The sequence below is a fragment of the Isoptericola jiangsuensis genome (assembly GCF_002563715.1).
Lineage (GTDB): Bacteria > Actinomycetota > Actinomycetes > Actinomycetales > Cellulomonadaceae > Isoptericola > Isoptericola jiangsuensis.
This window is the reverse complement of record NZ_PDJJ01000001.1, coordinates 2,520,714-2,541,857: the sequence shown is the minus strand read 5'-3', so window position 1 is coordinate 2,541,857 and position 21,144 is coordinate 2,520,714. Positions and strand designations below refer to the sequence as shown.

Sequence of the window (21,144 nt, the reverse complement as noted above, 5' to 3'; positions counted from 1 at the left end):
CTGCTCCTTCGTGAGGGACGGCGGTCCACCGACCAGCCGCATCGAACGGGTAGACGGGACGTGTCGGGGGCTTCCCCGGTCAGCGCAGCAGCAGGCCGTCGGCGTCGCGCGGCTGTCCGGACAGCAGGACGATCCCGTCGACGACTGCCCAGATCCAGCAGGCGATGACGAGGGGAAACCCGATGAAGGCCCAGATCGTGATCCACCCCAGGACGCTGAGGACGATGTGGGTCACCCCGAGGCCGATGTGGCCCGTGTAGCAGCGGCCGATCCCTCCGAGGCCGAGGAAGATCCCGGGCAGGAGCTGGAGGAGCCCGGCGGCGACCTTCGTCCGGTGCGACCAGCCGGCCGGTGCGCCGTATCCCGGCGGTAGGTACTGCCCCGGCGCGCCGTACCCGTAGGGCGCTGGCGGCCCGTACGGCGGTGGAGCCCCGTAGGGCGGCGGCGGGCCGTAGCCGCCGGGAGGTCCCGGCACCGCGGGGGGAGGGTGCGGCACGCCGTGGCCGCCGGCGGCTGCCGGGGGCAGCGCGCGCGGGGGCACCGGCGGACGGTGGTCGATGCTGCGGTCGGTCGCGTCCTGCGGCGGCGGGGCGCCGTCAGGGCCGGGCACCGGGTTGGACATGTCGCTCATGCTCCCATCATGGCGTGCCCGGCCTCGCTCGACTTGTCCAGGAGGGTCCTGGCGAGCGGGTCGGGCCGCGGGTCCGTCGAAAGGTGGTGACGCCTAGCGGACCAGCCGCAGGGACAGGGGGTAGCGGTAGTGCTCGAACCGGTTGACGGCGACGGCCGCGAGGATCGCCAGGACGAGCGCGCCCAGCCACACCACGGTGAGCAGCACCCAGCCGGTGGCGCCGAAGAGCCAGCCGATCAGCGGCACGTGCCCGAGGACGTTGCGCAGGAACAGCCCGACGACGGTGGCCAGCAGCACGCCGATCTGGAAGTTCAGCGCCTCCTTCGCCTGCTCGGCGACGTAGGCGCTGCGGTCGCGCAGCACGAGCCAGATCACCAGCGGCGCCAGCACACCCAGCAGGCCGACGCTGAGCGCCGCCAGGACGAGGGGGCCGACATGGGCGAAGATCGCCCACAGACGCTCGTCGGAGCGGGAGAGCGGCCGCGGCGCGGGAGCCGGGACCGGCGTGTTCTGCGTCATGCCCTCATCTTGGCAGAGCGGGCATCTGCCCGGAATGTCGGGACGCGACCGTCTCGGGTGGCGGGCACCGCCGGGGCGTCCGAGAGTGGTGACGCCAGGCCCACGACCAGGAGGAACGATGAGCCAGAACACGCCGAACCCGCCCGGGGAGCCCACGGATCCGTACGGCCGGCCCGCCGGTGGGGAGCAGCCGGGGCCGTACGAGCCGCCGGCCCAGCCCTACCAGGAGCCGAGCGGCACCTACCAGCAGCCCGGCGAGCCCCACCAGCAGCAGGGGTTCCCGCAGTACCAGCAGCCGGTGGGGGAGCGCCCCGTCGGGGAGCAGCCGTTCTACGCGGCCGCGGCGTCGTCGGCCGCGGGCGTGGCCCGTGACGACACCAAGGGCCTGCTCGGGTCGCTGTTCGACTTCTCCTTCATGAACTACGTGACGCCGAAGATCGTCAAGATCGTCTACGTCGTCGTGACGGTGCTCATCGCCATCTCTTGGCTGTTCTGGTTCATCTACGGCGTCGTCACCCTCTTCTCGGACCAGTGGTACGTCGGCCTGGGGATCATCCTGTTCGGCTGGATCATCGCCCTGGTGTACCTCGCCATCTGGCGCATCGGTCTCGAGGTGTTCCAGGCCGTGGTGAACATCTCCGAGAAGGTCAACCGGTACGCGCACCGCGACGGTCTCGCCTGACCTGCGCCGACCCGGCCGCCGTCAGGCGGTCACGAAGTCGATGAGCTCCTCGACCCGGCCCAGCAGGGCCGGGTCGAGGTCGCGGTAGTCCCGCACGGTCCCCAGGATCCGCGTCCACGCCCGACCCACGTCCTGCGGCGTCGTCGCGGGCCAGCCCAGCTCGCGCAGGATCCCCCGCTTCCACTCCGTGCCGCGCTCGATGGTGGGCCACGACGTCAGGCCCACCCGTGCGGGCTTCACGGCCTGCCACACGTCGACGTACGGGTGACCCAGCACCAGCACCGTGCCGGCGTCGACGGTGCGCAGGGCGTCGTCGGTGATGCGCTGCTCCTTGGAGCCCCGCACGAGGTGGTCCACCAGCACCCCGACGCGGCGGTCCGGCGTCGGCGCGAACTCGGCGAGCGCCTCGGCGAGGTGGTCGACGCCGTCGAGCATCTCCACGACGACGCCCTCGACCCGCAGGTCGTCGCCCCACACCTTCTCCACGAGCTCGGCGTCGTGCTTGCCCTCCACCCAGATGCGCGAGCCGCGGGCGACGCGGGCGCGCGCACCGTGCACGGCCACGGACCCGGACGCGGTGCGGGCCGGCGGGGCGGGGGCCCGGGAGGTGACGGGGGCGGTGAGCTCGACCGGCTGCCCGTCGACCCAGAACCCCGGGCCGAGGGGGAAGGAGCGGGTGCGTCCGCGGCGGTCCTCCAGCACGACGAGGTGCACGCCCCCGGACTTCTCGACCCGGACGACGGCACCCACCCAGCCGGTCTGGACCTCCTCCACGACGAGACCTGCCTCCGCGGCGCGTGGCTGCGAGGTCGGGCGGCGACGGTGGTGCGCCGACCCGGAGGGGCCGGAGCCGGACGCGGGGGACAGGACGTCGGAGCCGTAGCGGTCGTGCACGGCCGCGAGCCTACGGAGCCGTGCCCACGCCGCGGGGCCGACACGCTGTCCGCCGGCGAGGTCGTTCCCGGGACGGTGGGCGGGCACCCGGGGGTGCCGCTCACGACCGTGGGTCCGACCCCGCCGACCGCGCGGTCCGGACCGTCAGGCCGGGCGGGGGCCGGCGCGGTGGGCCGGCCGGTGCAGCAGAGCGGTGAGGGACCGCAGGGCGGGGTGGCGCGCGGGCCGGGTGGGACGCCCGTGCCGCCCGGCGCCGACCGCCTGCTCCTCCGCGCGCTCGCGGGCGACCCGGCGGTGCTCGGCCCGCTGCTCGACCTCGGCGAGCTGCTGACGGTAGAGGACGTCGTACAGGTCGGGGTGCATCGTGGCCTCCTGGTCCGGTGGGCCGTCGCGGCCCGTGACACCACCAGGTTCGTCCTCTGAGGTACCCGGGCGGATCGGCCGGTCGACCGGTCCTGCGTGCCCGGCGGGCCCGGCGCCCGCGGCCCAGGTACCTCAGACGACCGCCCGCCCGGCGGACGTCCTAGGACGACGACGCGGTGCGGGCCCGGACCGCCGCCTCGGTCCGGCTCGCCACGCCGAGCTTGCGCAGGATCGCCGAGACGTGGACGGAGGCCGTCTTGCGCGAGATGAAGAGGCGCTCGGCCACCTGGCCGTTCGTCAGCCCCTGCGCCACCAGGTCGAGCACCTGCCGCTCCCGCTCGGTGAGCCCCGCGAGGCCGTCGGCCGCGGCGGGGGACGCGCCGCGCGGGCGGCGGGCGGCGAGCCCGGCGTCGTCCAGCAGCGCCGCGGCCCGCGCGGAGACCAGCCCGGCGCCGATCACGTCCGCGGCCTCCACGGCGGCCGTGAGCAGGCCGCGCGCGCCCGGCCGGTCCTCGGCGTCGAGGTGCGCCTGACCGTCGCGCAGCAGCGCGTACGGGCGCCAGTGCGCCGGGGCGCCGTCGTCGGGCCCCGACGCCGCGACGGCCGACCACGGGGCCTCGCCCAGCTCGGCGGCGAACAGCGTCGCCCAGAGCTCGTGGGTGGGCCACGCCGTGGCGGCGAGCGTCTCCCGGAAGGGGGCGTCGTCGACGGTGCGGCCCTGCGCGCGGGCCTGCGCGAGCGCGCGGGCGGCGACCACCAGCAGGGCGAGGGCGTACGCACCGGTGAGGCGGCCGGGCTCCAGCACCGGCCTGACCAGGTCCAGCGCCTCGTCGACGTCGCCGCGCTCCAGGGCGAGCTCGGCGAGGGTGGTCCGCACCCGGGACCGGACCTGCATCTCGATGCGGTCGTGGCGCATCCACGGCGTGCGGTACCGCCGGCCCATCGCCTGCGCGGCCTCGACGTCACCGCGCCACAGCGTGAGCCACGTCCAGCGCTCGGTGAGGTAGACGGCGAACTGGCTGGGCGCCACGAGCGGCACCGACCGCTCGTACCAGGCGGCGGCCTCGTCCCAGCGGCCGAGCCCGATGAGGGCCTCGGCGACGTTCCCCTCGAGCATCGCGCGGATGCCCCATCCGGCGCCGCGCTCGCGGGCGCCGTCCGCGCCGTCCGCCGCCAGGGCCCGCGCCTGCTCGAACTCGCCGAGCTTGAGGTGCTGGTCCGACATGTTGGTGTGGAACCGGCTCATCGCGTCCCAGTCGTCGCCCGCGAGGCGCCGCGACTCCTCCAGGTCGGCCACGCCGTCGAGGTCGCCGCCGTCCACGCGGGCGACGCCGCGCGTGTTGAACAGCACCGCCTCCAGGGCGCGGTCGCCCGCGGCCCGGGCCGCGACGAGCCCGCGGTCGGAGGCGTCGACCGCGGTCACGTGGTCCCCGTCGAGCATGGCCGTGCGCGCCTTGAGCCGCAGCAGGGGGCCGACGGTGCCCAGGGCGTCCGGCGGGGCCGTCGCGAGAGCCTCGTCCAGCAGCGCCCGCCCGGACTCGTCACCGGTGCGCAGCATGTGGACCGCGACCTGGCCGAGCGTGCTGGCCCGCCCGGCCGCGTCGTCGGCCGGCCACTCGGCGAGCGCCTGCCGGGTCAGCGCCAGCGCCCGGTCGAGCCGGCTCGCGGAGTGCTGGGCCTCCGCGACGGCGAGCAGGAGCTCGTGGTGCGTGGTGCCGGTGACCTGCTCGGCGCCCGGCACGAGGTCCCACAGCTCCAGCGCCCGCTCGCCGAGCGCCACCGCCGTCGACGACGCGGCGTCGTGCCCGGCGGCGGCCTGGCCCGCGACCGCCGCGGCGAGCGCCCGGTCGGGCAGGTGCGCGTGCCACCAGTGGTCCGCGATCTCCGCGAGGCGCGGCACCGTCGCGGGCAGCGCCGCCAGCGCCTGCGCGTACGCGGTGTGCAGGCGCCGCCGCTCGGAGGGCAGCAGCTCGTCGGCGACCGCCTCCTGCAGGAGGGCGTGCCGGAACCGGTAGCCGTCCGCCTCGACGACCAGCACCACGGCGTCCACGGCCTCGCGCACGGCGGGCTCCGCCGCGGCCAGCGTGTCCTCGCCGAGGACCGTGGCGAGCAGGTCGAGGGGCGCGCGCTGCCCGGCCGCGGCCACCGCGCGGCACAGCTCCTGCGCGCCCGCGGACAGCTGGGAGTAGCGGACCAGCAGCACGTCGCGCAACGACAGCGGCAGGTCCGCGCCGAGGCAGCAGGCCAGCTCCTCGACGTAGAACGGGACCCCGCCCGACCGCTCCACCAGCTCCGCCAGCGCCACGCCGTCGGCACCCGCCTGCGGGTCGACGGCCCGCGCGAGGGCCGCGACGCCGTCCGCGTCGAGCGGACCGACCTCGAGCCGCGCCGCCAGCCGGGCCCGGTCGAGCTCCGCGAGCGTGGTGCGCAGCGGGTGGCGCCGTCCCACGTCGTCGCTGCGGTACGTCGCCAGGACGGCCAGCGAGGTGCCGTGCGCCGCCCGGGCGAGCCGGTCCAGGACGCTGCGGGCCGCGTCGTCGGACCAGTGGAGGTCCTCCAGCACGACGACGACGGGCCGCTCGGCCGCGAGGGTCGCCAGGAGGTCGGCCAGCACCTCGGGGCCGCGGCCGCTCGCCACGCCCGGGCGCTGCGCGACCAGGCCCGGCAGGACGGCGCCGAGCGCGTCCGCGGCGGGGCCCGCGGCCGCGAGCACGTCGGCCGCGCCCAGGGCGTCGACGAGGTCGCGCACCACCCCGGACAGTCCGGCGTACGGGACAGGGCCCGAGCCGGAGTCCGCGCACTGCCCGCGCGCGACCAGCACGTCCGGGCCGAGGCCGCCCAGCACCTCCGCGACGAGCCGTGTCTTGCCGATCCCGGCCTCGCCGGACACGACGACCGTCCCGCCGTCCCCCCGCCGCGCGTCGTCCACGGTGCGGCGCAGCGCCGCCAGCTCGTCGTCGCGGCCGACCAGCGGTGCGGGGTCCGGTGCCATACCGCCATCGTGCCAGGCGGGACCGCCCGCCGGTGCCGACCACGACGCCCGCGCCGTGGTCGCGGACGCCCCGACGACCGTCACGCCGTGCGGCGGGCGGCGGGCCGCAGCGCGGCGAGCAGCCGCGTCAGGCGGGGTCCGGCGACGGCGGCGCGGACCGGGCCGCTCGGCGCGGCGGCGAGGCGCTCGCGGGCCAGCCGCACCTGCTCGGCGCGGCGCACGAGCTCGGCCTCGCGCAGGCGGTGGTCGGTCAGGTGCTCCCAGCGGTCCATGTCAGGTCTCCTCGGCCCGGGCGGTGGCGGACCGGTCGGCCCGCCGGACCCCAGCCTCGTGCGGTGAGGTAGCGCGGGGGATCGGGCAGGTCACCGGTTCTCGGGCGCCGTGCCGCGCCGGACCGGCGCCTGAGGTACCTCAGGTGACGACGACCTCCACCGGGAGGACGCGAGGGACGCGTAGGATGGCACTCAGCGATGGAGAGTGCTAAGTCCGGTGCGCTCGACAGGCGAACGACGAGGGGAGGCCGTCCGGTGAGCGAGGAACGCAGGCTCGAGGTGCTGCGCGCCATCGTCGAGGACTACGTCACGACGCGGGAACCCGTGGGTTCGCGCATGCTCACCGAGCGGCACCGGCTCGGCGTCTCGCCCGCCACGATCCGCAACGACATGGCGGCGCTGGAGGAGGCGGGCTACATCGCCCAGCCCCACACGTCCGCCGGGCGCGTGCCCACGGACGCCGGGTACCGCCTGTTCGTCGACCGGCTGGCCGAGGTGCGGCCCCTCAACGTGCCGCAGAAGCGCGCCATCGAGACGTTCCTGTCCGAGGCAGTGGACCTCGACGACGTCCTGTCCCGCGCCGGGCGGCTCATCGCCCAGCTCACCGGCCAGGTCGCCGTCGTGCAGTACCCGTCGCTGCGGCGGTCGGGCCTGCGTCACCTCGAGCTGGTCCCCGTCGCGGCCGGCCGCATCCTCGTCGTCGTCATCACGGACACGGGTCGCGTGGAGCAGCGCTTCTGCGAGCTCCCCGTCGGCCCCGACGGCGCGGGCGTCGGACCCGGTCTCGACGAGGCCGGGCTCGGCGAGCTGCGCGCCCGGTTCAACGCCGCGGCCGCGGGCAAGCGCCTCGCGGACCTGCCGGCGGCGTTCGACGCGCTCGTGCGGGCCACCGGGCCCGAGCTGGGCGGCGTCGCGCGGGCCGTCGCGGACCTCGTCGTCGACACGCTCGAGACCGAGACCGAGGAACGGGTCGTGCTCGCGGGCACCGCGAACCTGGCCCGCTCCGGCACGACCTTCGAGCTCGGGCTGCGGCCCGTGCTGGAGGCGCTCGAGGAGCAGGTCGTGCTGCTGGGCCTGCTCACCGAGATGTCCGGCGACGGCGTCGAGGTCCGCATCGGCCACGAGAACCGGCTCGACGGGCTGGCGGAGGCCAGCGTCGTCGCGGCCGGGTACGGCAGCGAGGGCGACACCGTCGCCACGCTCGGCTCCATCGGCCCGACCCGCATGGACTACCCCGCCACCATGGCGTCGGTGCGTGCCGTGGCCCGCTACCTCTCCCGCGTCCTGCCGGGCTGACCCGGCACGTCCCTGACCACACCTCGCACGTCACCGAAGAGAGACCTGTGACCGACTACTACGAGATCCTCGGCGTCGAGCGCGACGCCACGCCCGAACAGATCAAGAAGGCCTACCGCAGGCTCGCCCGCGAGCTCCACCCGGACGTCGCGGGTGCCGAGGGCGAGGAACGCTTCAAGGACGTCGCGCGCGCCTACGAGGTGCTGTCCAACCGCGAGAAGCGCGAGCAGTACGACATGGGCGTCGACCCCACCGCCCCCGGCGGCGGGGCGGGCGGCGGCTTCGGCCAGGGCTTCGGCTTCCAGGACATCTTCGAGACGTTCTTCGGCGGCGGCGGCCAGCCGTCCGGCCCCGTGCCGCGCGCGCGCCGCGGCCAGGACGCCCTGGTGCGCATGGACATCGACCTCACCGAGGCGACGTTCGGGGCCAAGCGCGAGCTCCAGGTCGACACGGCCGTCGTGTGCGGCACGTGCAGCGGCAAGGGCTGCCGGCCCGGCACCGACCTGCGCACCTGCGTGGCCTGCCACGGCCGCGGCAACGTGCAGCGCGTCGCCCGGTCGTTCCTCGGCCAGGTCATGACGACGGCGCCCTGCGACGTCTGCAAGGGCTTCGGCACGATCATCCCCGAGCCGTGCGCCGAGTGCTCCGGCGAGGGCCGCGTGCGCTCGCGCCGCACCCTCACCGTCAACGTCCCGGCGGGCGTCGACACCGGCACCCGGATCAAGCTGACCTCGCAGGGCGAGGTCGGCCCCGGCGGCGGCCCCGCGGGCGACCTGTACGTCGAGATCCGCGAGAAGCCGCACGAGGTGTTCGTCCGCCGCGGCGACGACCTGCACTGCACCCTGCCGGTCCCGATGACGGCGGCCGCGCTCGGCACCGTGCTCGAGCTCGACACGCTCGACGGCGCCCAGGAGATCGACCTGCGCCCCGGCACGCAGCCCGGCCAGGTCGTCACCCTCAAGGGGCTCGGCGTGGGCCACCTGCACGGCAACGGCCGCGGCGACCTCAACGTGTACGTCGAGGTGCAGGTCCCGACCAGCCTCGACGACGAGCAGGCCGAGGCGCTGCGCACGCTCGCCCGCCTGCGCGGCGAGGAGCGGCCGGAGCCGCGGCTCGCCGCCGCCCACCCGGGCGTGTTCTCCCGCCTGCGGGACAAGTTCAGCGGTCGCTGACGTGAGCGCGCCGGTGTTCCTCGCCGACGACGGCACCCTCGCGGGTGTCGTCGTCGGCGACCTGTACGCCCTCGGCGGTGCCGAGGGACGCCACGCGAGCGTCGTGCAGCGCCGCGACGTGGGTGAGCGCGTCGACGTCGTCGACGGCGCGGGCACGCGTCTGCGCGGCGTCGTCGCGGCCGTCGAGCCGGGCGAGGTGCGGCTGCGGGTCGCCGACGTGGTCGTCGAGCCCGCCCCCGAGGTCGTCCTCACGCTCGTCCAGGCGCTCGCCAAGGGCGACCGGGACCACCAGGCGGTCGAGGCCGCCGTCGAGGTCGGCGTCGACGCCGTCGTGCCGTGGCAGGCCGACCGCTCGGTCGTCGTGTGGCGCGGCCCGCGCGCCGAGAAGTCCCGCGCGCGCTGGGACGCCCTGGTGCGGGCCGCCGTCAAGCAGTCCCGGCGCGCCTGGCTGCCGCCCGTCGCCGAGCACCTGACCACCCCGCGCCTCGCCGCCCGCACGGCCGACGTCGTCGCCGCCGGGGGCGCCGTCGTCGTCCTGCACGAGGAGGCCACGACGCCGCTGGCGGAGGTCGTCCTGCCCGCCCCCGCGCCGGCCGGGTCCGCGGCGCCCGAGCTGCTCGTCGTCGTCGGGCCCGAGGGCGGCATCTCCGCCGCCGAGCTCGACGCGCTGGTCGCCGCCGGCGCCGTGGCCGCCCGTCTCGGCCCGCACGTGCTGCGGACCTCCAGCGCCGGTCCCGTCGCCGCGGCAATCCTGTGCGACCGGCTGGGCCGGTGGCGGTAGCGTGGAGCGCATGAGCGACAACGGCACCGACTGCCTGTTCTGCCAGATCGTCGCGGGGGACCTGCCCGCCGACGTCGTGGCCACCACCGACCGCGTCGTCGCGTTCCGCGACATCGACCCGAAGGCGCCCGTGCACGTCCTGGTCGTGCCCCGCGAGCACCACGGCGACGTGTCCGTGCTCGCGGCCGCCGACCCCACCCTGCTGGCGGAGGTCGTCGAGGTCGCCGACACCGTCGCGCACGACCTGGCCGACGGCCAGTACCGCTTCATCTTCAACTCCGGCCCGCGCGCGGGCCAGAGCGTCTTCCACGTGCACGGCCACGTCCTGGCCGGCACCCAGCTCGGATGGAGTCCTGCCTGAGCATGCCGTCGATCCCCGCCGCCTCCGACCGCCCGCTGGGCCTGCGGCCCACCGAGCACCGCGCCGAGCACCGTGTCGTCGTCCCGGCCCACGTCCCCATGGTGGAGCTCCTGGGCAGCCGTGACGCCGTGCTGCGCGCCGTCGAGGAGGGGTTCCCCGGCGTCGACGTGCACTCGCGCGGCAACGAGATCGCCGTCCGCGGTCCCGCCGGCGACGTCGCCGTCGTCTCGCAGCTCCTCGACGAGCTGGTGCAGGTCGTCGAGTCCGGCACCGCCCTGACCCCCGAGGTCGTGTCCCGGTCCGTCGCGATGCTCACCGCCGCGACCGCGCAGCGTCCCGCCGAGGTGCTGACCCACCACATCCTGTCCAGTCGCGGCCGCACCATCCGGCCCAAGACGGTCGGGCAGAAGCACTACGTCGAGGCCATCGACGCCAACACCATCACGTTCGGGATCGGTCCCGCCGGTACCGGCAAGACGTACCTGGCGATGGCGAAGGCCGTCCAGGCGCTCCAGGCCAAGCGGGTCAACCGCATCGTGCTGACCCGCCCGGCCGTCGAGGCGGGGGAGAAGCTCGGGTTCCTGCCCGGCTCGCTGTCGGACAAGATCGACCCCTACCTGCGCCCGCTGTACGACGCGCTGCACGACATGCTCGACCCGGACGCCATCCCGCGGCTGGTCGAGTCCGGCACGATCGAGGTGGCGCCGCTGGCGTACATGCGCGGGCGGACGCTCAACGACTCGTTCGTCATCCTCGACGAGGCGCAGAACACCTCCGCCGAGCAGATGAAGATGTTCCTCACCCGGCTCGGGTTCGGCTCCACCATGGTCATCACGGGCGACGCCACGCAGGTCGACCTGCCCGGCGGCACCGCGTCCGGCCTGCAGGTCGTGGAGGACATCCTCACGGGCGTCGACGACGTCGAGTTCTGCCGCCTGAACAGTTCGGACGTGGTGCGCCACCGGCTGGTGAGCGACATCGTGGACGCGTACGCCCGCTGGGACTCCGCCCAGCCGGCCGACGACCGACGCCGGGCGCCCCGGCACGACCGTGGAGGACACCGGTGAGCGTCGAGGTCAACAACGAGTCCGGGTTCGAGGTCGACGAGGCCGAGTTCTCCGCCCTCGCCCGCTACGCGCTCGACGCCCTGCACGTCCACCCGGCCAGCGAGCTGTCGATCGTGTTCGTCGACACCGCCACGATGACGGACCTGCACGTGCGCTGGATGGACGAGCCGGGCCCCACCGACGTCATGTCGTTCCCCATGGACGAGCTGCGGCCCGGCCGCGAGGGCGAGCAGACGCCGCCCGGCACGCTCGGCGACATCGTGCTGTGCCCCGAGGTCGCGGTCACCCAGGCGCAGGCCGCCGGGCACTCCACGGTCGAGGAGCTGCTGCTCCTGACGACGCACGGCATCCTGCACCTGCTCGGCTACGACCACGCCGACTCCGAGGAGGAGCGCGAGATGTTCGCGCTCCAGCGGCGGCTGCTGCTCACCTTCCTGGCCGGGCGGTGACCCGTGCAGGCTCCTGACGCGGCGCTCTGGGCGCTGCTCGTGATCGCCCTCGCCGTCTCCGCGCTGCTCAGCGCCGGCGAGGCCGCCGTGACCCGCGTCACGCGCGTGTCGCTCGCCCTCGCCCTGGAGGACGGCCCCGACGGCGCCGCCGTGCCCGAGGCGCGTCGGCGCCGGATCCGCCAGGCGCAGGCCCTGGCGGCGGACCCGCGGTCCGCCGGGTCGTTCGCCCTCGTGCGCGTGCTCGCCGAGACCCTCGCCGTCGCGGCCGTCGCGCTGCTGCTCGCGCACTGGTTCGGCGGCTGGTGGGAGGCCCTGCTCGGCGCCGCCGTCGTCGGCCTCGTCGCCGGGGTGCTGCTGGTCCGCCTCAGCCCCCGCACGTGGGCGTACCACCGGCCCACCCAGGCGCTCGTCGCGCTCGCCGGCCCCCTGACCGTCGTGCACCGCGCGGTCGCTTGGGTGCCGCGCCGCACCCTCGCCGACGCCGGCGCGCCCGAGGGCGACGAGCTGCGGGACATGGCCGACCGGGTGCGGGAGAACGAGGCGATCGAGGCCACCGAGCGCGAGCTGCTCCGCTCCGCCCTCGAGCTCGGCGGCACCCTCGCCCGCGAGGTGATGGTGCCCCGCACCGACATGGTGAGCATCGCCGCGACCACCCCCCTGCACAAGGCGATGCGGCTGTTCCTGCGCTCCGGGTTCTCCCGGGTGCCGGTCGTGGGCCGCACCGTGGACGACCTCGTCGGGATCGCGTACCTCAAGGACGTCGCCCGGCGCGTCGACCACGACCCGTCGGCCGCCGACCTGCCCGTGGCGGAGATCGCGCGCGAGGCGATGTTCGTCCCCGAGTCGAAGCCCGCCGACGACCTGCTCCGCGAGATGCAGACTCGCCGCTCCCACATCGCCGTCGTCGTCGACGAGTACGGCGGCGTCGCGGGGCTGGTGACGGTCGAGGACATCATCGAGGAGCTCGTGGGCGAGCTCACCGACGAGCACGACGTCGCCCCGGAGCCGGAGCCCGAGGAGCTCGGCGACGGCGTCTGGCGGGTGCCCGCCCGGCTCCCCGTCGACGAGCTCGGCGAGCTGTTCGACCTCCGCCTCGACGACGACGACGTGGACACCGCCGGCGGCCTGCTCGCCAAGGCGCTCGGCAAGGTGCCGCTCGCCGGGTCGACGGCGGACGTCGGGCCCCTGCGGCTGGAGGCGGAGCGCGTCGAGGGCCGCCGCAAGCAGCTCGCGAGCCTGCTCGTCCACCGCACCGTACGCTCAGCAGCGGACGACGACCTCGTTCCGCACGACCAGAAGGACGACGCATGACCCACGACGACACCCCGCACCGGTCCGGGTTCGCCTGCCTGGTGGGCCGCCCCAACGTCGGCAAGTCCACCCTGACCAACGCGCTGGTCGGGGACAAGGTGGCGATCATGTCCGCCCGCCCCCAGACGACGCGCCACACGATCCGCGGCATCGTGCACCGCGAGGACGCCCAGCTCGTGCTGGTCGACACCCCCGGCCTGCACCGCCCCCGCACCCTGCTGGGGGAGCGGCTCAACGCGCTGGTCGCGGACACCCTGAGCGAGGTCGACGTCGTGGCGTTCTGCCTGCCGGCCGACCAGAAGATCGGCCCCGGCGACAAGTACATCGCCAGTCAGCTCGCGCCCCTCATGGAGGGGCGTCGCGCCGTGCCCGTCGTCGCCGTCGTCACGAAGTCCGACCTCGTGGACCGCGGCACGCTCGCCGAGCACCTCATCGCCGTCGACCAGCTCGCCCGCTCGATCGACCGGGACTGGTCCGCCATCGTCCCGGTGTCCGCCAAGGGCGGGTTCCAGGTCGACGAGCTTACCGACGTGCTGGTGGCGCACCTGCCCGAGGGCCCCGACATGTACCCCGGTGGCGAGCTCACCGACGAGCCCGAGGAGACGATGATCGCCGAGCTCGTGCGCGAGGCCGCCCTCGAGGGCGTCCGCGACGAGCTGCCGCACTCCCTGGCCGTCGTCGTCGACGAGATCGTCGAGCGCGAGGGCACCGGCGACCCCGACAAGGGCCGCCCGCCGCTGCTCGACGTCCGCGTCCACCTGTTCGTGGAGCGCGAGAGCCAGAAGGGCATCATCATCGGCAAGGGCGGCGCCCGCCTGCGCGAGGTCGGCTCCGCCGCCCGCGAGGGCATCGAGAAGCTGCTCGGCACCCGCATCTACCTCGACCTGCACGTCAAGGTCGCGAAGGACTGGCAGCGCGACCCCAAGCAGCTCCAGCGCCTGGGCTTCTGACCGGGGCCGGGACACGGCCGCCGCGTCCCGACGCCCCGGCACGACCGGGACCTGCGGAGTAGCATCCGACGGGTGGTGCTCCGGACCCTCGCCACCAGCGTCGCCCTGCTGGTCGGACTCGCCGTCGTGGGCTCCGTGGCCGGCCCCCAGTGGGAGCCCCGGCCCGTGAGCGACCACCTCGTGCCCGCGACGGCGGACACCACCGTGCACGGGGTCGTCGAGGACGGCGTCGCCGACATCGGGCAGGTCGGCGACCACCCGGTGCGCACCACCCCCGTGACGATCGCGCTCGACGGCACGACCGTCGACGGCGTGCTGCGCCGCCCGCTGGACGACCGGGGCGAGCTCCTGACCGACCGGCCCGGCGTGGTGTTCGTGCACGGCGCCGGCACCGGCAGCTCCGCGCAGGCGTTCCGCGACCTCGCCGACCTCCTGGCCAGCGCCGGCGTCGCCACCCTCGTCCCCGACAAGCGTCTCGACACCTACTCGACGCGGGACCGCGACTACGAGCACATGGCGCTCGACTACGAGCGGTCCGTGGACCTCCTGCGCACCGTCGACGGCGTCGACCCCGCCAGGGTCGGCGTCTACGCCGAGTCCGAGGGCACGTGGATCGCGCCCGTGATGCAGGTCGACGACCCCACGATCGCGTTCACCGTCCTCGTCTCGGCGCCCGTCGTGCCGCCCCGCGAGCAGGCCGCGTTCGCCGTCGACAACTACCTGCGCAACACCCAGGTCCCCGACCAGGTGTTCCGCGCCATCCCGCGCGCGGTCGGCATGCAGTTCCCCGGCGGCGGGTTCGACTACGCGGACTTCGACGTGCGGCCCTGGCTCGAGCGGCAGAGCGCGCCCGTGCTCGTGGTGTACGGCACCGCCGACCCGTCGATGCCCGTCGAGCAGGGCGCCCGGATCATCCTCGCCGACACCGCCGTCAGCCCGGATCCCGCTCCCGTCACCGTCCGCTACTACGGCGGCGCGAACCACGGGATCCGCGTCGCGCCCTCCGACGACCCGGGCAACGACCCCGCGCACCTGCCGGGCCTGCACCCCGACTTCGTCCGCGACCTCGCCGCCTGGGTCCAGGGGCTCCCCGGCACCGCCGGGGCGGAGCCCACCGTCGCGGGCGCCACCCCCGACCAGCCGTATCTCGCCGCCCCCGTGCCCCGGCCCGGCTGGTGGGCGAACGGGGACGTCGTCGTCGCCGCCGTCCTGGGCGGGGTGGTCCTCGTCCTGGTCGGGCTCGTCGGGCTCGCCGCCACCACCGCGTGGCGCGCCGGGTCCCGGCGCCGGGGAGCGCAGGCGCCCGCCCCCACGGCGCCCGGGATCGCCGCCCCGCTGACCGTTCTGGCCCTCGCCGCCGTCGCCACCACCGTCGTCCTCGCCGTCTACCTCATGGCCGTCGCCCGGCTCGCGCTGGACTACGAGCGGGACGCCCTGGTCGTCCAGGGCGGCTGGGTGACCGTCCGCGTGCTCGGTCTCGTCGCCGCCGTCGCGGGCGCCGTGCTCCTGGGTCGCGCCGCCCGGGTGCGCGCCGACCGGCGCGCGGGGCGCGACGCCGCCGTCGCCCGCGGTGGCGTCGCTCACGCCGCCTTGTGGGCCGTGGGCCTCGGATCGGTGTCCCTGCTGGTCACCCTCGCCTACTGGGGCGTGTTCCAGCTCGGCATCTGACCCCTGCCCGGAGCGGTGACCTGACGCGGCGCCCGACATCGGGTAGAAACGTTCCCGGCCGGACCCGGCCACGGTCGTCGACTGGAGGAGTCACCCCACATGTCCGATGGTGCAGCCGCCGAGCGTCGCTCACCCGTCCACGGGGTGCCCGCGAGCGAGGTCGTGCGCGACGTCGTCGCCGCGGTCGCGCTGCTCCTGGCGCTCCCGCTGCCGTGGGACGTGCTGCGCCGCGGGAGCGACCTGCTGTGGGTCGTCCTGGCCACCGTGCTCGCCCTCGGGGTCCTCGCCGCGCCCTACGCGCACCGCGCCGGCGTCCTGACCGGTGGCTGGGTGCGGCTCGCCGAACCCTCCGCGCGCCGCTGGGGGCTCGCCCCCTACGCGGTCGTCGTCGCGCTCTACCTCGTGTTCGACGTCGTGCGCGACGAGGCCGGTGCCGGAGCCGTGGGTGCCGGCCTCGCCCTCGGCCTCGCGGGCGTCACCCTCGCCGCCGCCTTCGCCGGGACCCGGCCGCTGGTCGTCGCGGCCGCCGTGGTCGCGGCGGGAGCCGTCCTGACGCCGGTCGTCGGGATCGTCGACGGGTCCACCTGGTCGGCCGTGGTCGTCTCCGTCGTCGCCGCCGCGTTCGTCGTGGCCGTCCTGGCCCTCACCGCCCGACGCTTCGTCGACGGTGACGACGCCGCGGGCCTCGTCCTCGTGGCCGTCGGTGTCGCCGTGGCCCTCGAGCTCGCCATGTTCGGCGGTGCCGAGCAGGGCCAGTGGCTCGAGTCGGTCCACGGCGGCCGCTACGGCCTCCTCCTGCTGCCCGTCGTGGCCGCCGCCGGCGTCCCCGAGGTGCTCGCCCGCGTCCGTCGGCACGCCGACGACGCCGACGAGCTCGTCGCGCAGCGGTGGGTGCGCGTGGCCGTGCAGGGGTTCGAGCTCATGACCGTCACCGCCGCCTACGTGGGTCTCACGGCGCTCGTGCAGCTCGTCGGCGGCGCCGGCGTGAGCAGCGTCGTCCAGCTCGTCCTGCGGCTCGTCGTCGGGGTCCTGGTCGTCCTGGTCTCCCTGCTCGGCCGCCGCGCGCTCCAGCGGGACGCCGCCACCGGGCACGCGACCGCCGTCGGTGCCGCGTGCGTCGTCGTCGTGCTGGGCCTGGTCATCCTCGTCGCCCGGGTCGCCGGCGCCGGGTACGGGACCGCGTCCCGCGTCGAGGAGCTCCTCCTCGCCCTCGCCCTGCCGGGCATGGTGCTCGCCGCGCTGCTCGCCCCGCGAGCCGTGCGCGAGCTCGTCGCCGCCGGGTCCGCGTCCTCGGCCGCCTCCGCCCCGCAGGGCTACCCGGCGGTGGCCGGGGAGCCCGAGCCCCGGCCGGAGGAGTGGTCGTCCACCGCGACGGCTGCCACCGCCGTCGTCACGCCCGGCGTCGCGTCGTCCGTGCCGGTGCAGCAGGTCGCCGCACCGCAGCCCGCCCCGCACCCGGTCGGCCAGGGTGCCCCGGCGGCGGAGCGGACCGCGCCGCAGCGGCCGGTCGCCGAGCAGCCGTCGGCCGAGCAGCCGGTCGCGCAGCAGCCCGCGGCCCGGCAGCCCGCCGTCGATCGACCCGAGCCCGCGCAGGACGCGGCGACGTCGTCGTCCCGCTGGCGCGGCACGTGGGCCGCCGGCACCGACGCCACCCAGCAGCTCTCGCCCGTCACCGACGACCCCGCGGCCACGCAGGTCCACGGCATCGCCCCCGTGCGCGCCGCCGCGCCCGCGGCGCGACCCGACGCGACCCAGGTGCTGCCTCCCGTCGTCGACGAGCCCGGTGCCCGCTGGACCGCCGCCGTCGCGCTCGACCCGGCGACGCCGCTCGCGGACCTCGCCGCGATCGTCCAGGAGGCGCCGCACCTGCGCCCGCACGTCGCCGCGAACCCGTCGACGTACCCGGCGCTGCTCGACTGGCTCGGCGCGCTGGGCGACCCGGCCGTCGACGCGGCACTGCGCTCCCGGCGCTGACCCGGGTGCGGCGGACGGCCGCCGTGACCTGGGCCACGGACGGTGTACGGTGTGAGGGTGCAGCGCGTGGTGAGCCTCCTCCTTCCGTGCCGCGGCGAGGCCTAGTCGAGGCCGGTTCCCTCGCCGCGGAGGAACGTGGTGCGCCGGCCGTCGCCGACCTCCCCACGAAGGAACTCTGATGCAGAACTCCGCCCACCCCGCCACCGGGATCGCCGCGCACAACCCCCAGCGCCCGTCCGGGATGCCGTACCACCGCTACGTGCCGTTCCACGAGCAGATCCGCGTGGACCTGCCGGACCGCACGTGGCCGGACCGCCGGATCGAGAAGGCCCCGCGCTGGTGCGCGGTCGACCTGCGTGACGGCAACCAGGCCCTCATCGAGCCGATGGACGCCGAGCGCAAGCTGCGGATGTTCGAGCTCCTGGTGCAGATGGGCTACAAGGAGATCGAGGTCGGGTTCCCGTCGGCCTCCCAGACCGACTTCGACTTCGTGCGCCTGCTCATCGAGTCGGGCCGCATCCCGGACGACGTCGTCATCCAGGTCCTCACGCAGTGCCGCGACCACCTCATCGAGCGGACCTACGACGCGATCCGCGGTGCCAAGCAGGCGATCGTGCACCTCTACAACTCGACGTCGATCCTCCAGCGCGAGGTCGTGTTCCGCTCCGACATGGACGGCATCGTCGACATCGCCCTGCAGGGCGCGCGGCTGTGCCGCAAGCTCGAGGAGACGGTCCCGGAGACGACGGTCTACTACGAGTACTCGCCGGAGTCGTACACGGGCACCGAGCTGGAGTTCGCCGCCCGCATCTGCAACGAGGTGCTCGACGTCCTGGAGCCGACGGCGGAGCGGCCCGTCATCGTCAACCTGCCCGCCACGGTGGAGATGGCGACGCCCAACGTGTACGCCGACTCGATCGAGTGGATGAGCCGGAACCTCAAGTACCGCGAGCACGTCGTGCTGTCCCTGCACCCCCACAACGACCGCGGCACCGCCGTGGCCGCGGCCGAGCTGGGCTACCAGGCCGGCGCGGACCGCATCGAGGGCTGCCTGTTCGGCAACGGCGAGCGCACGGGCAACGTCGACCTGGTGACGCTCGGCATGAACCTGTTCGGCCAGGGCATCGACCCGCAGATCGACTTCACGGTCGGCGGCGGGATCGACGCGATCCGTCGCACGGTCGAGTACTGCAACCAGATCCCCGTCCACGAGCGGCACCCCTACGCGGGCGACCTCGTGTTCACGGCCTTCTCGGGCTCCCACCAGGACGCCATCAAGAAGGGCTTCGAGCACATGGCCGCCCGGGCCCAGTCCGACGGCACGACGGTCGACGACCTCACCTGGGGCGTGCCCTACCTGCCGATCGACCCCAAGGACCTGGGTCGCTCCTACGAGGCCGTGATCCGCGTCAACAGCCAGTCGGGCAAGGGCGGCGTCGCCTACCTCCTCAAGACGGAGCACAGCCTGGACCTGCCGCGCCGCCTGCAGATCGAGTTCTCGGGCGTCGTGCAGAAGGTCACCGACGCCGAGGGCAGCGAGGTCACGGGCGCGGACATCTGGCGGATGTTCACCGACGAGTACCTGCCCGTCGAGGACGGCGGCGCGGACGGCCTGGAGGCGTGGGGCCGGCTCAAGCTGCGCGAGATCCGCACCCGCGCGGTCGAGCAGGGTGCCACGACCCTCGAGGTGGACGTCGTCGACCAGGGCGTCGAGCAGACCCTGACGGGGACCGGGAACGGTCCGCTCGACGCGTTCGTCGCGGCGATCGCGTGCGTCGACGTCGACGTCAAGGTGCTGGACTACACGGAGCACGCGATGAGCGCGGGCGGCGACGCGACCGCCGCCGCGTACGTGGAGTGCGCGGTGGGCGACGACGTCCTGTGGGGCGTCGGCGTCGACCCGTCGATCACCACGGCGTCGCTCAAGGCGATCGTGTCCGCGGTGAACCGCGCCGAGCGCGGCTGATCCTCCGCCTCTTCCGCTCGACCATGCGATGAGGGCCCGTCCGGGAGACCGGACGGGCCCTCATCGCATGGTCGACGGGCCCGGCGGCATGGTCGGCACGGGGGGAGGACGCGCCCGAGGTGTCGGTCCGGGCTGAGAGAATGACCGGGTGCCCCTGTACCGAGACGACGCGATCGTGCTGCGCACCCACAAGCTGGGCGAGGCGGACCGCATCATCACGTTCCTCACCCGGGAGCACGGCAAGGTGCGGGCCGTCGGACGCGGCGTGCGGCGCACGTCGTCGCGGTTCGGCGCCCGCCTGGAGCCGTTCATGATGGTCGACGTCCAGCTCCACGCGGGCCGCAACCTCGACTCCGTCACGCAGGTCGAGACCGTCGGCGCGTTCGCGCGCCCCCTCAGCGAGGACTACGCCCTCTACACGGCGGGCGCCGCGATGCTGGAGGCCGCCGACCGCCTCGTGGCACAGGAACGCGAGCCGGCCGTGCAGCAGTACTGGCTGCTGGTCGGAGCGCTGCGCGCCCTGTCCGAGCGCACGCACGCCCCCGGCCTCGTGCTGGACTCCTACCTGCTGCGCGCGCTGGCCGTCGCCGGCTGGGCGGCGTCGTTCACGGACTGCGCGCGCTGCGGCGAACCCGGACCGCACCGCGCCTTCGCCGTCGCGCAGGGCGGCGCCGTCTGCTCGCGCTGCCGACCTCCGGGATCCGCGGCACCCGCCCCCGAGACGTTCGCCCTGCTGGCCGCCCTGCTCGCCGGCGACTGGGACGTCGCCGACGTCGCCGAGCCGCGGCACCGCTCCGAGGCGTCGGGCCTCGTGGCCGCCTACACCCAGTTCTACCTGGAGCGCACGCTGCGCTCCCTGCGCATGATCGAGAGAGAGGCCTGATGCCCCGCGAGACCCGGCAGTACGCCGAGCCGTACCCGCACCCCTCCGGCGCGACCCCGCCGCCGATCCCGGCCCAGTTCGTGCCGAACCACGTCGCGGTCGTCATGGACGGCAACGGCCGGTGGGCCAACGCCCGCGGCCTGTCCCGCATCGAGGGCCACAAGCAGGGCGAGAAGTCGCTGCTCGACGTCGTCGCGGGCGCCGTGCAGATCGGCGTCAAGCACGTCTCCGCGTACGCGTTCAGCACCGAGAACTGGAAGCGGTCGCCCGAGGAGGTGCGCTTCCTCATGAACTTCAACCGCGACGTCATCCGGCGCCGCCGCGACGAGATGTCCTCCTGGGGCGTGCGGATCCGCTGGGCGGGACGCCGCCCCAAGCTGTGGGGCTCGGTCATCAACGAGCTCCAGGTCGCCGAGGAGATGACCAAGGAGAACGACCGCTGCACGCTCACGATGTGCGTGAACTACGGCGGCCGGGCGGAGATCGCCGACGCGGCCGCCGCCATCGCGCGGGACGCGGTCGCCGGGAAGATCAACCCCGCGCGCGTCGGCGAGAAGACGATCCAGAAGTACCTCGACGAGCCCGACCTGCCGGACGTCGACCTGTTCCTGCGGTCCTCGGGCGAGCAGCGCACCAGCAACTTCATGATCTGGCAGGCCGCCTACGCGGAGATGGTGTTCCTGCCCGAGCCGTGGCCCGACGTCGACCGGCGGCACCTGTGGCGCGCGGTCGAGGAGTTCGCGCGCCGCGACCGGCGCTACGGCGGCGCGGTGGACGTGCCGACGGCCTGATCGAGGAGACGCCGGAGGGGCAGGGCCCCGCGCACGATCGCGTTCACGCGCCCCAGGGGGCGCTCCACTTCGGGAAGAGACGATCGTGCGCGGGGCCCTGCCCCTCCGGTGTCCGGTCTGCT

At 75.1% G+C, this 21,144-nt stretch carries 20 protein-coding genes; 14 read left to right on the top strand and 6 right to left on the bottom strand.

The annotated features are described in order from the left end of the window. Positions 1–79: 79 nt before the first annotated feature. Complete coding sequence (locus ATJ88_RS11675; protein ID WP_098463969.1) at positions 80–631, bottom strand: hypothetical protein; 552 nt, start codon at positions 629–631, stop codon at positions 80–82. 93 nt (positions 632–724) lie between these two features. Next, positions 725–1,150, bottom strand: coding sequence for a DUF4870 domain-containing protein (locus ATJ88_RS11670; protein WP_098463968.1), 426 nt, complete (start codon positions 1,148–1,150; stop codon positions 725–727). Positions 1,151–1,268: 118 nt separating this feature from the next. On the opposite strand from ATJ88_RS11670, the gene ATJ88_RS11665 reads away from it, so the two are divergent. After that, positions 1,269–1,832, top strand: a complete 564-nt coding sequence (locus tag ATJ88_RS11665) for a DUF4282 domain-containing protein (RefSeq protein ID WP_141538663.1) — start codon at positions 1,269–1,271, stop codon at positions 1,830–1,832. A 21-nt stretch (positions 1,833–1,853) separates the two neighbouring features. Here the strand turns inward: ATJ88_RS11665 and ATJ88_RS11660 are convergent, their stop codons facing one another. From ATJ88_RS11660 to ATJ88_RS11645, 4 genes are all read right to left on the bottom strand, one after another. Beyond that, complete coding sequence (locus ATJ88_RS11660; RefSeq protein ID WP_098465304.1) at positions 1,854–2,726, bottom strand: DUF3097 domain-containing protein; 873 nt, start codon at positions 2,724–2,726, stop codon at positions 1,854–1,856. A 144-nt stretch (positions 2,727–2,870) separates the two neighbouring features. Then, positions 2,871–3,089 (bottom strand): hypothetical protein, encoded by a 219-nt coding sequence (locus ATJ88_RS11655; RefSeq protein ID WP_098463966.1) that lies wholly within the window; start codon positions 3,087–3,089, stop codon positions 2,871–2,873. Between the two features lie 160 nt (positions 3,090–3,249). Continuing rightward, entirely contained in the window at positions 3,250–6,081 is a 2,832-nt protein-coding gene (locus ATJ88_RS11650; RefSeq protein ID WP_098463965.1) for an ATP-binding protein, read from the bottom strand. A gap of 80 nt (positions 6,082–6,161) precedes the next feature. Continuing rightward, positions 6,162–6,353, bottom strand: a complete 192-nt coding sequence (locus ATJ88_RS11645; RefSeq protein WP_098463964.1) for a hypothetical protein — start codon at positions 6,351–6,353, stop codon at positions 6,162–6,164. Positions 6,354–6,608: 255 nt separating this feature from the next. Here ATJ88_RS11645 and hrcA point away from each other — a divergent pair, with 255 nt between their 5' ends. The 13 genes from hrcA to ATJ88_RS11580 all read left to right on the top strand — a co-directional run bounded on the left by hrcA (position 6,609) and on the right by ATJ88_RS11580 (position 21,022). Continuing rightward, a complete protein-coding gene (hrcA, locus tag ATJ88_RS11640; protein ID WP_098463963.1) occupies positions 6,609–7,649 on the top strand; it encodes a heat-inducible transcriptional repressor HrcA in 1,041 nt (346 codons plus the stop codon). A 47-nt stretch (positions 7,650–7,696) separates the two neighbouring features. Next, positions 7,697–8,821, top strand: coding sequence for a molecular chaperone DnaJ (gene dnaJ, locus ATJ88_RS11635; protein ID WP_098463962.1), 1,125 nt, complete (start codon positions 7,697–7,699; stop codon positions 8,819–8,821). Between the two features lies 1 nt (position 8,822). After that, complete coding sequence (locus ATJ88_RS11630; protein WP_098463961.1) at positions 8,823–9,602, top strand: 16S rRNA (uracil(1498)-N(3))-methyltransferase; 780 nt, start codon at positions 8,823–8,825, stop codon at positions 9,600–9,602. Between the two features lie 10 nt (positions 9,603–9,612). After that, positions 9,613–9,963, top strand: coding sequence for an HIT domain-containing protein (locus ATJ88_RS11625; protein ID WP_098463960.1), 351 nt, complete (start codon positions 9,613–9,615; stop codon positions 9,961–9,963). Between the two features lie 2 nt (positions 9,964–9,965). Beyond that, on the top strand, positions 9,966–11,030 hold the full coding sequence (locus tag ATJ88_RS11620) for a PhoH family protein (protein WP_211287508.1): 1,065 nt from the start codon (positions 9,966–9,968) through the stop codon (positions 11,028–11,030). Continuing rightward, positions 11,027–11,479, top strand: coding sequence for an rRNA maturation RNase YbeY (ybeY, locus tag ATJ88_RS11615; RefSeq protein WP_098463958.1), 453 nt, complete (start codon positions 11,027–11,029; stop codon positions 11,477–11,479). The genes ATJ88_RS11620 and ybeY overlap by 4 nt, the downstream gene beginning before the upstream one ends. A gap of 3 nt (positions 11,480–11,482) precedes the next feature. After that, on the top strand, positions 11,483–12,790 hold the full coding sequence (locus tag ATJ88_RS11610) for a hemolysin family protein (protein WP_098463957.1): 1,308 nt from the start codon (positions 11,483–11,485) through the stop codon (positions 12,788–12,790). Further along, the gene (gene era / locus ATJ88_RS11605; RefSeq protein ID WP_098463956.1) at positions 12,787–13,740 is read left to right on the top strand and encodes a GTPase Era; all 954 of its coding nucleotides are present in this window, start codon (positions 12,787–12,789) and stop codon (positions 13,738–13,740) included. The genes ATJ88_RS11610 and era overlap by 4 nt, the downstream gene beginning before the upstream one ends. Before the next feature lie 72 nt (positions 13,741–13,812). Then, the gene (locus tag ATJ88_RS11600; protein WP_098463955.1) at positions 13,813–15,408 is read left to right on the top strand and encodes an alpha/beta hydrolase family protein; all 1,596 of its coding nucleotides are present in this window, start codon (positions 13,813–13,815) and stop codon (positions 15,406–15,408) included. A gap of 99 nt (positions 15,409–15,507) precedes the next feature. Then, positions 15,508–17,382, top strand: a complete 1,875-nt coding sequence (locus ATJ88_RS18095; RefSeq protein WP_141538662.1) for a DUF7937 domain-containing protein — start codon at positions 15,508–15,510, stop codon at positions 17,380–17,382. Between the two features lie 178 nt (positions 17,383–17,560). Further along, positions 17,561–19,348, top strand: a complete 1,788-nt coding sequence (gene leuA / locus ATJ88_RS11590; RefSeq protein WP_098463954.1) for a 2-isopropylmalate synthase — start codon at positions 17,561–17,563, stop codon at positions 19,346–19,348. A 148-nt stretch (positions 19,349–19,496) separates the two neighbouring features. Next, the gene (gene recO / locus ATJ88_RS11585; protein WP_098463953.1) at positions 19,497–20,231 is read left to right on the top strand and encodes a DNA repair protein RecO; all 735 of its coding nucleotides are present in this window, start codon (positions 19,497–19,499) and stop codon (positions 20,229–20,231) included. After that, complete coding sequence (locus tag ATJ88_RS11580) at positions 20,231–21,022, top strand: isoprenyl transferase (protein ID WP_098463952.1); 792 nt, start codon at positions 20,231–20,233, stop codon at positions 21,020–21,022. The genes recO and ATJ88_RS11580 overlap by 1 nt, the downstream gene beginning before the upstream one ends. Positions 21,023–21,144 lie beyond the last annotated feature (122 nt).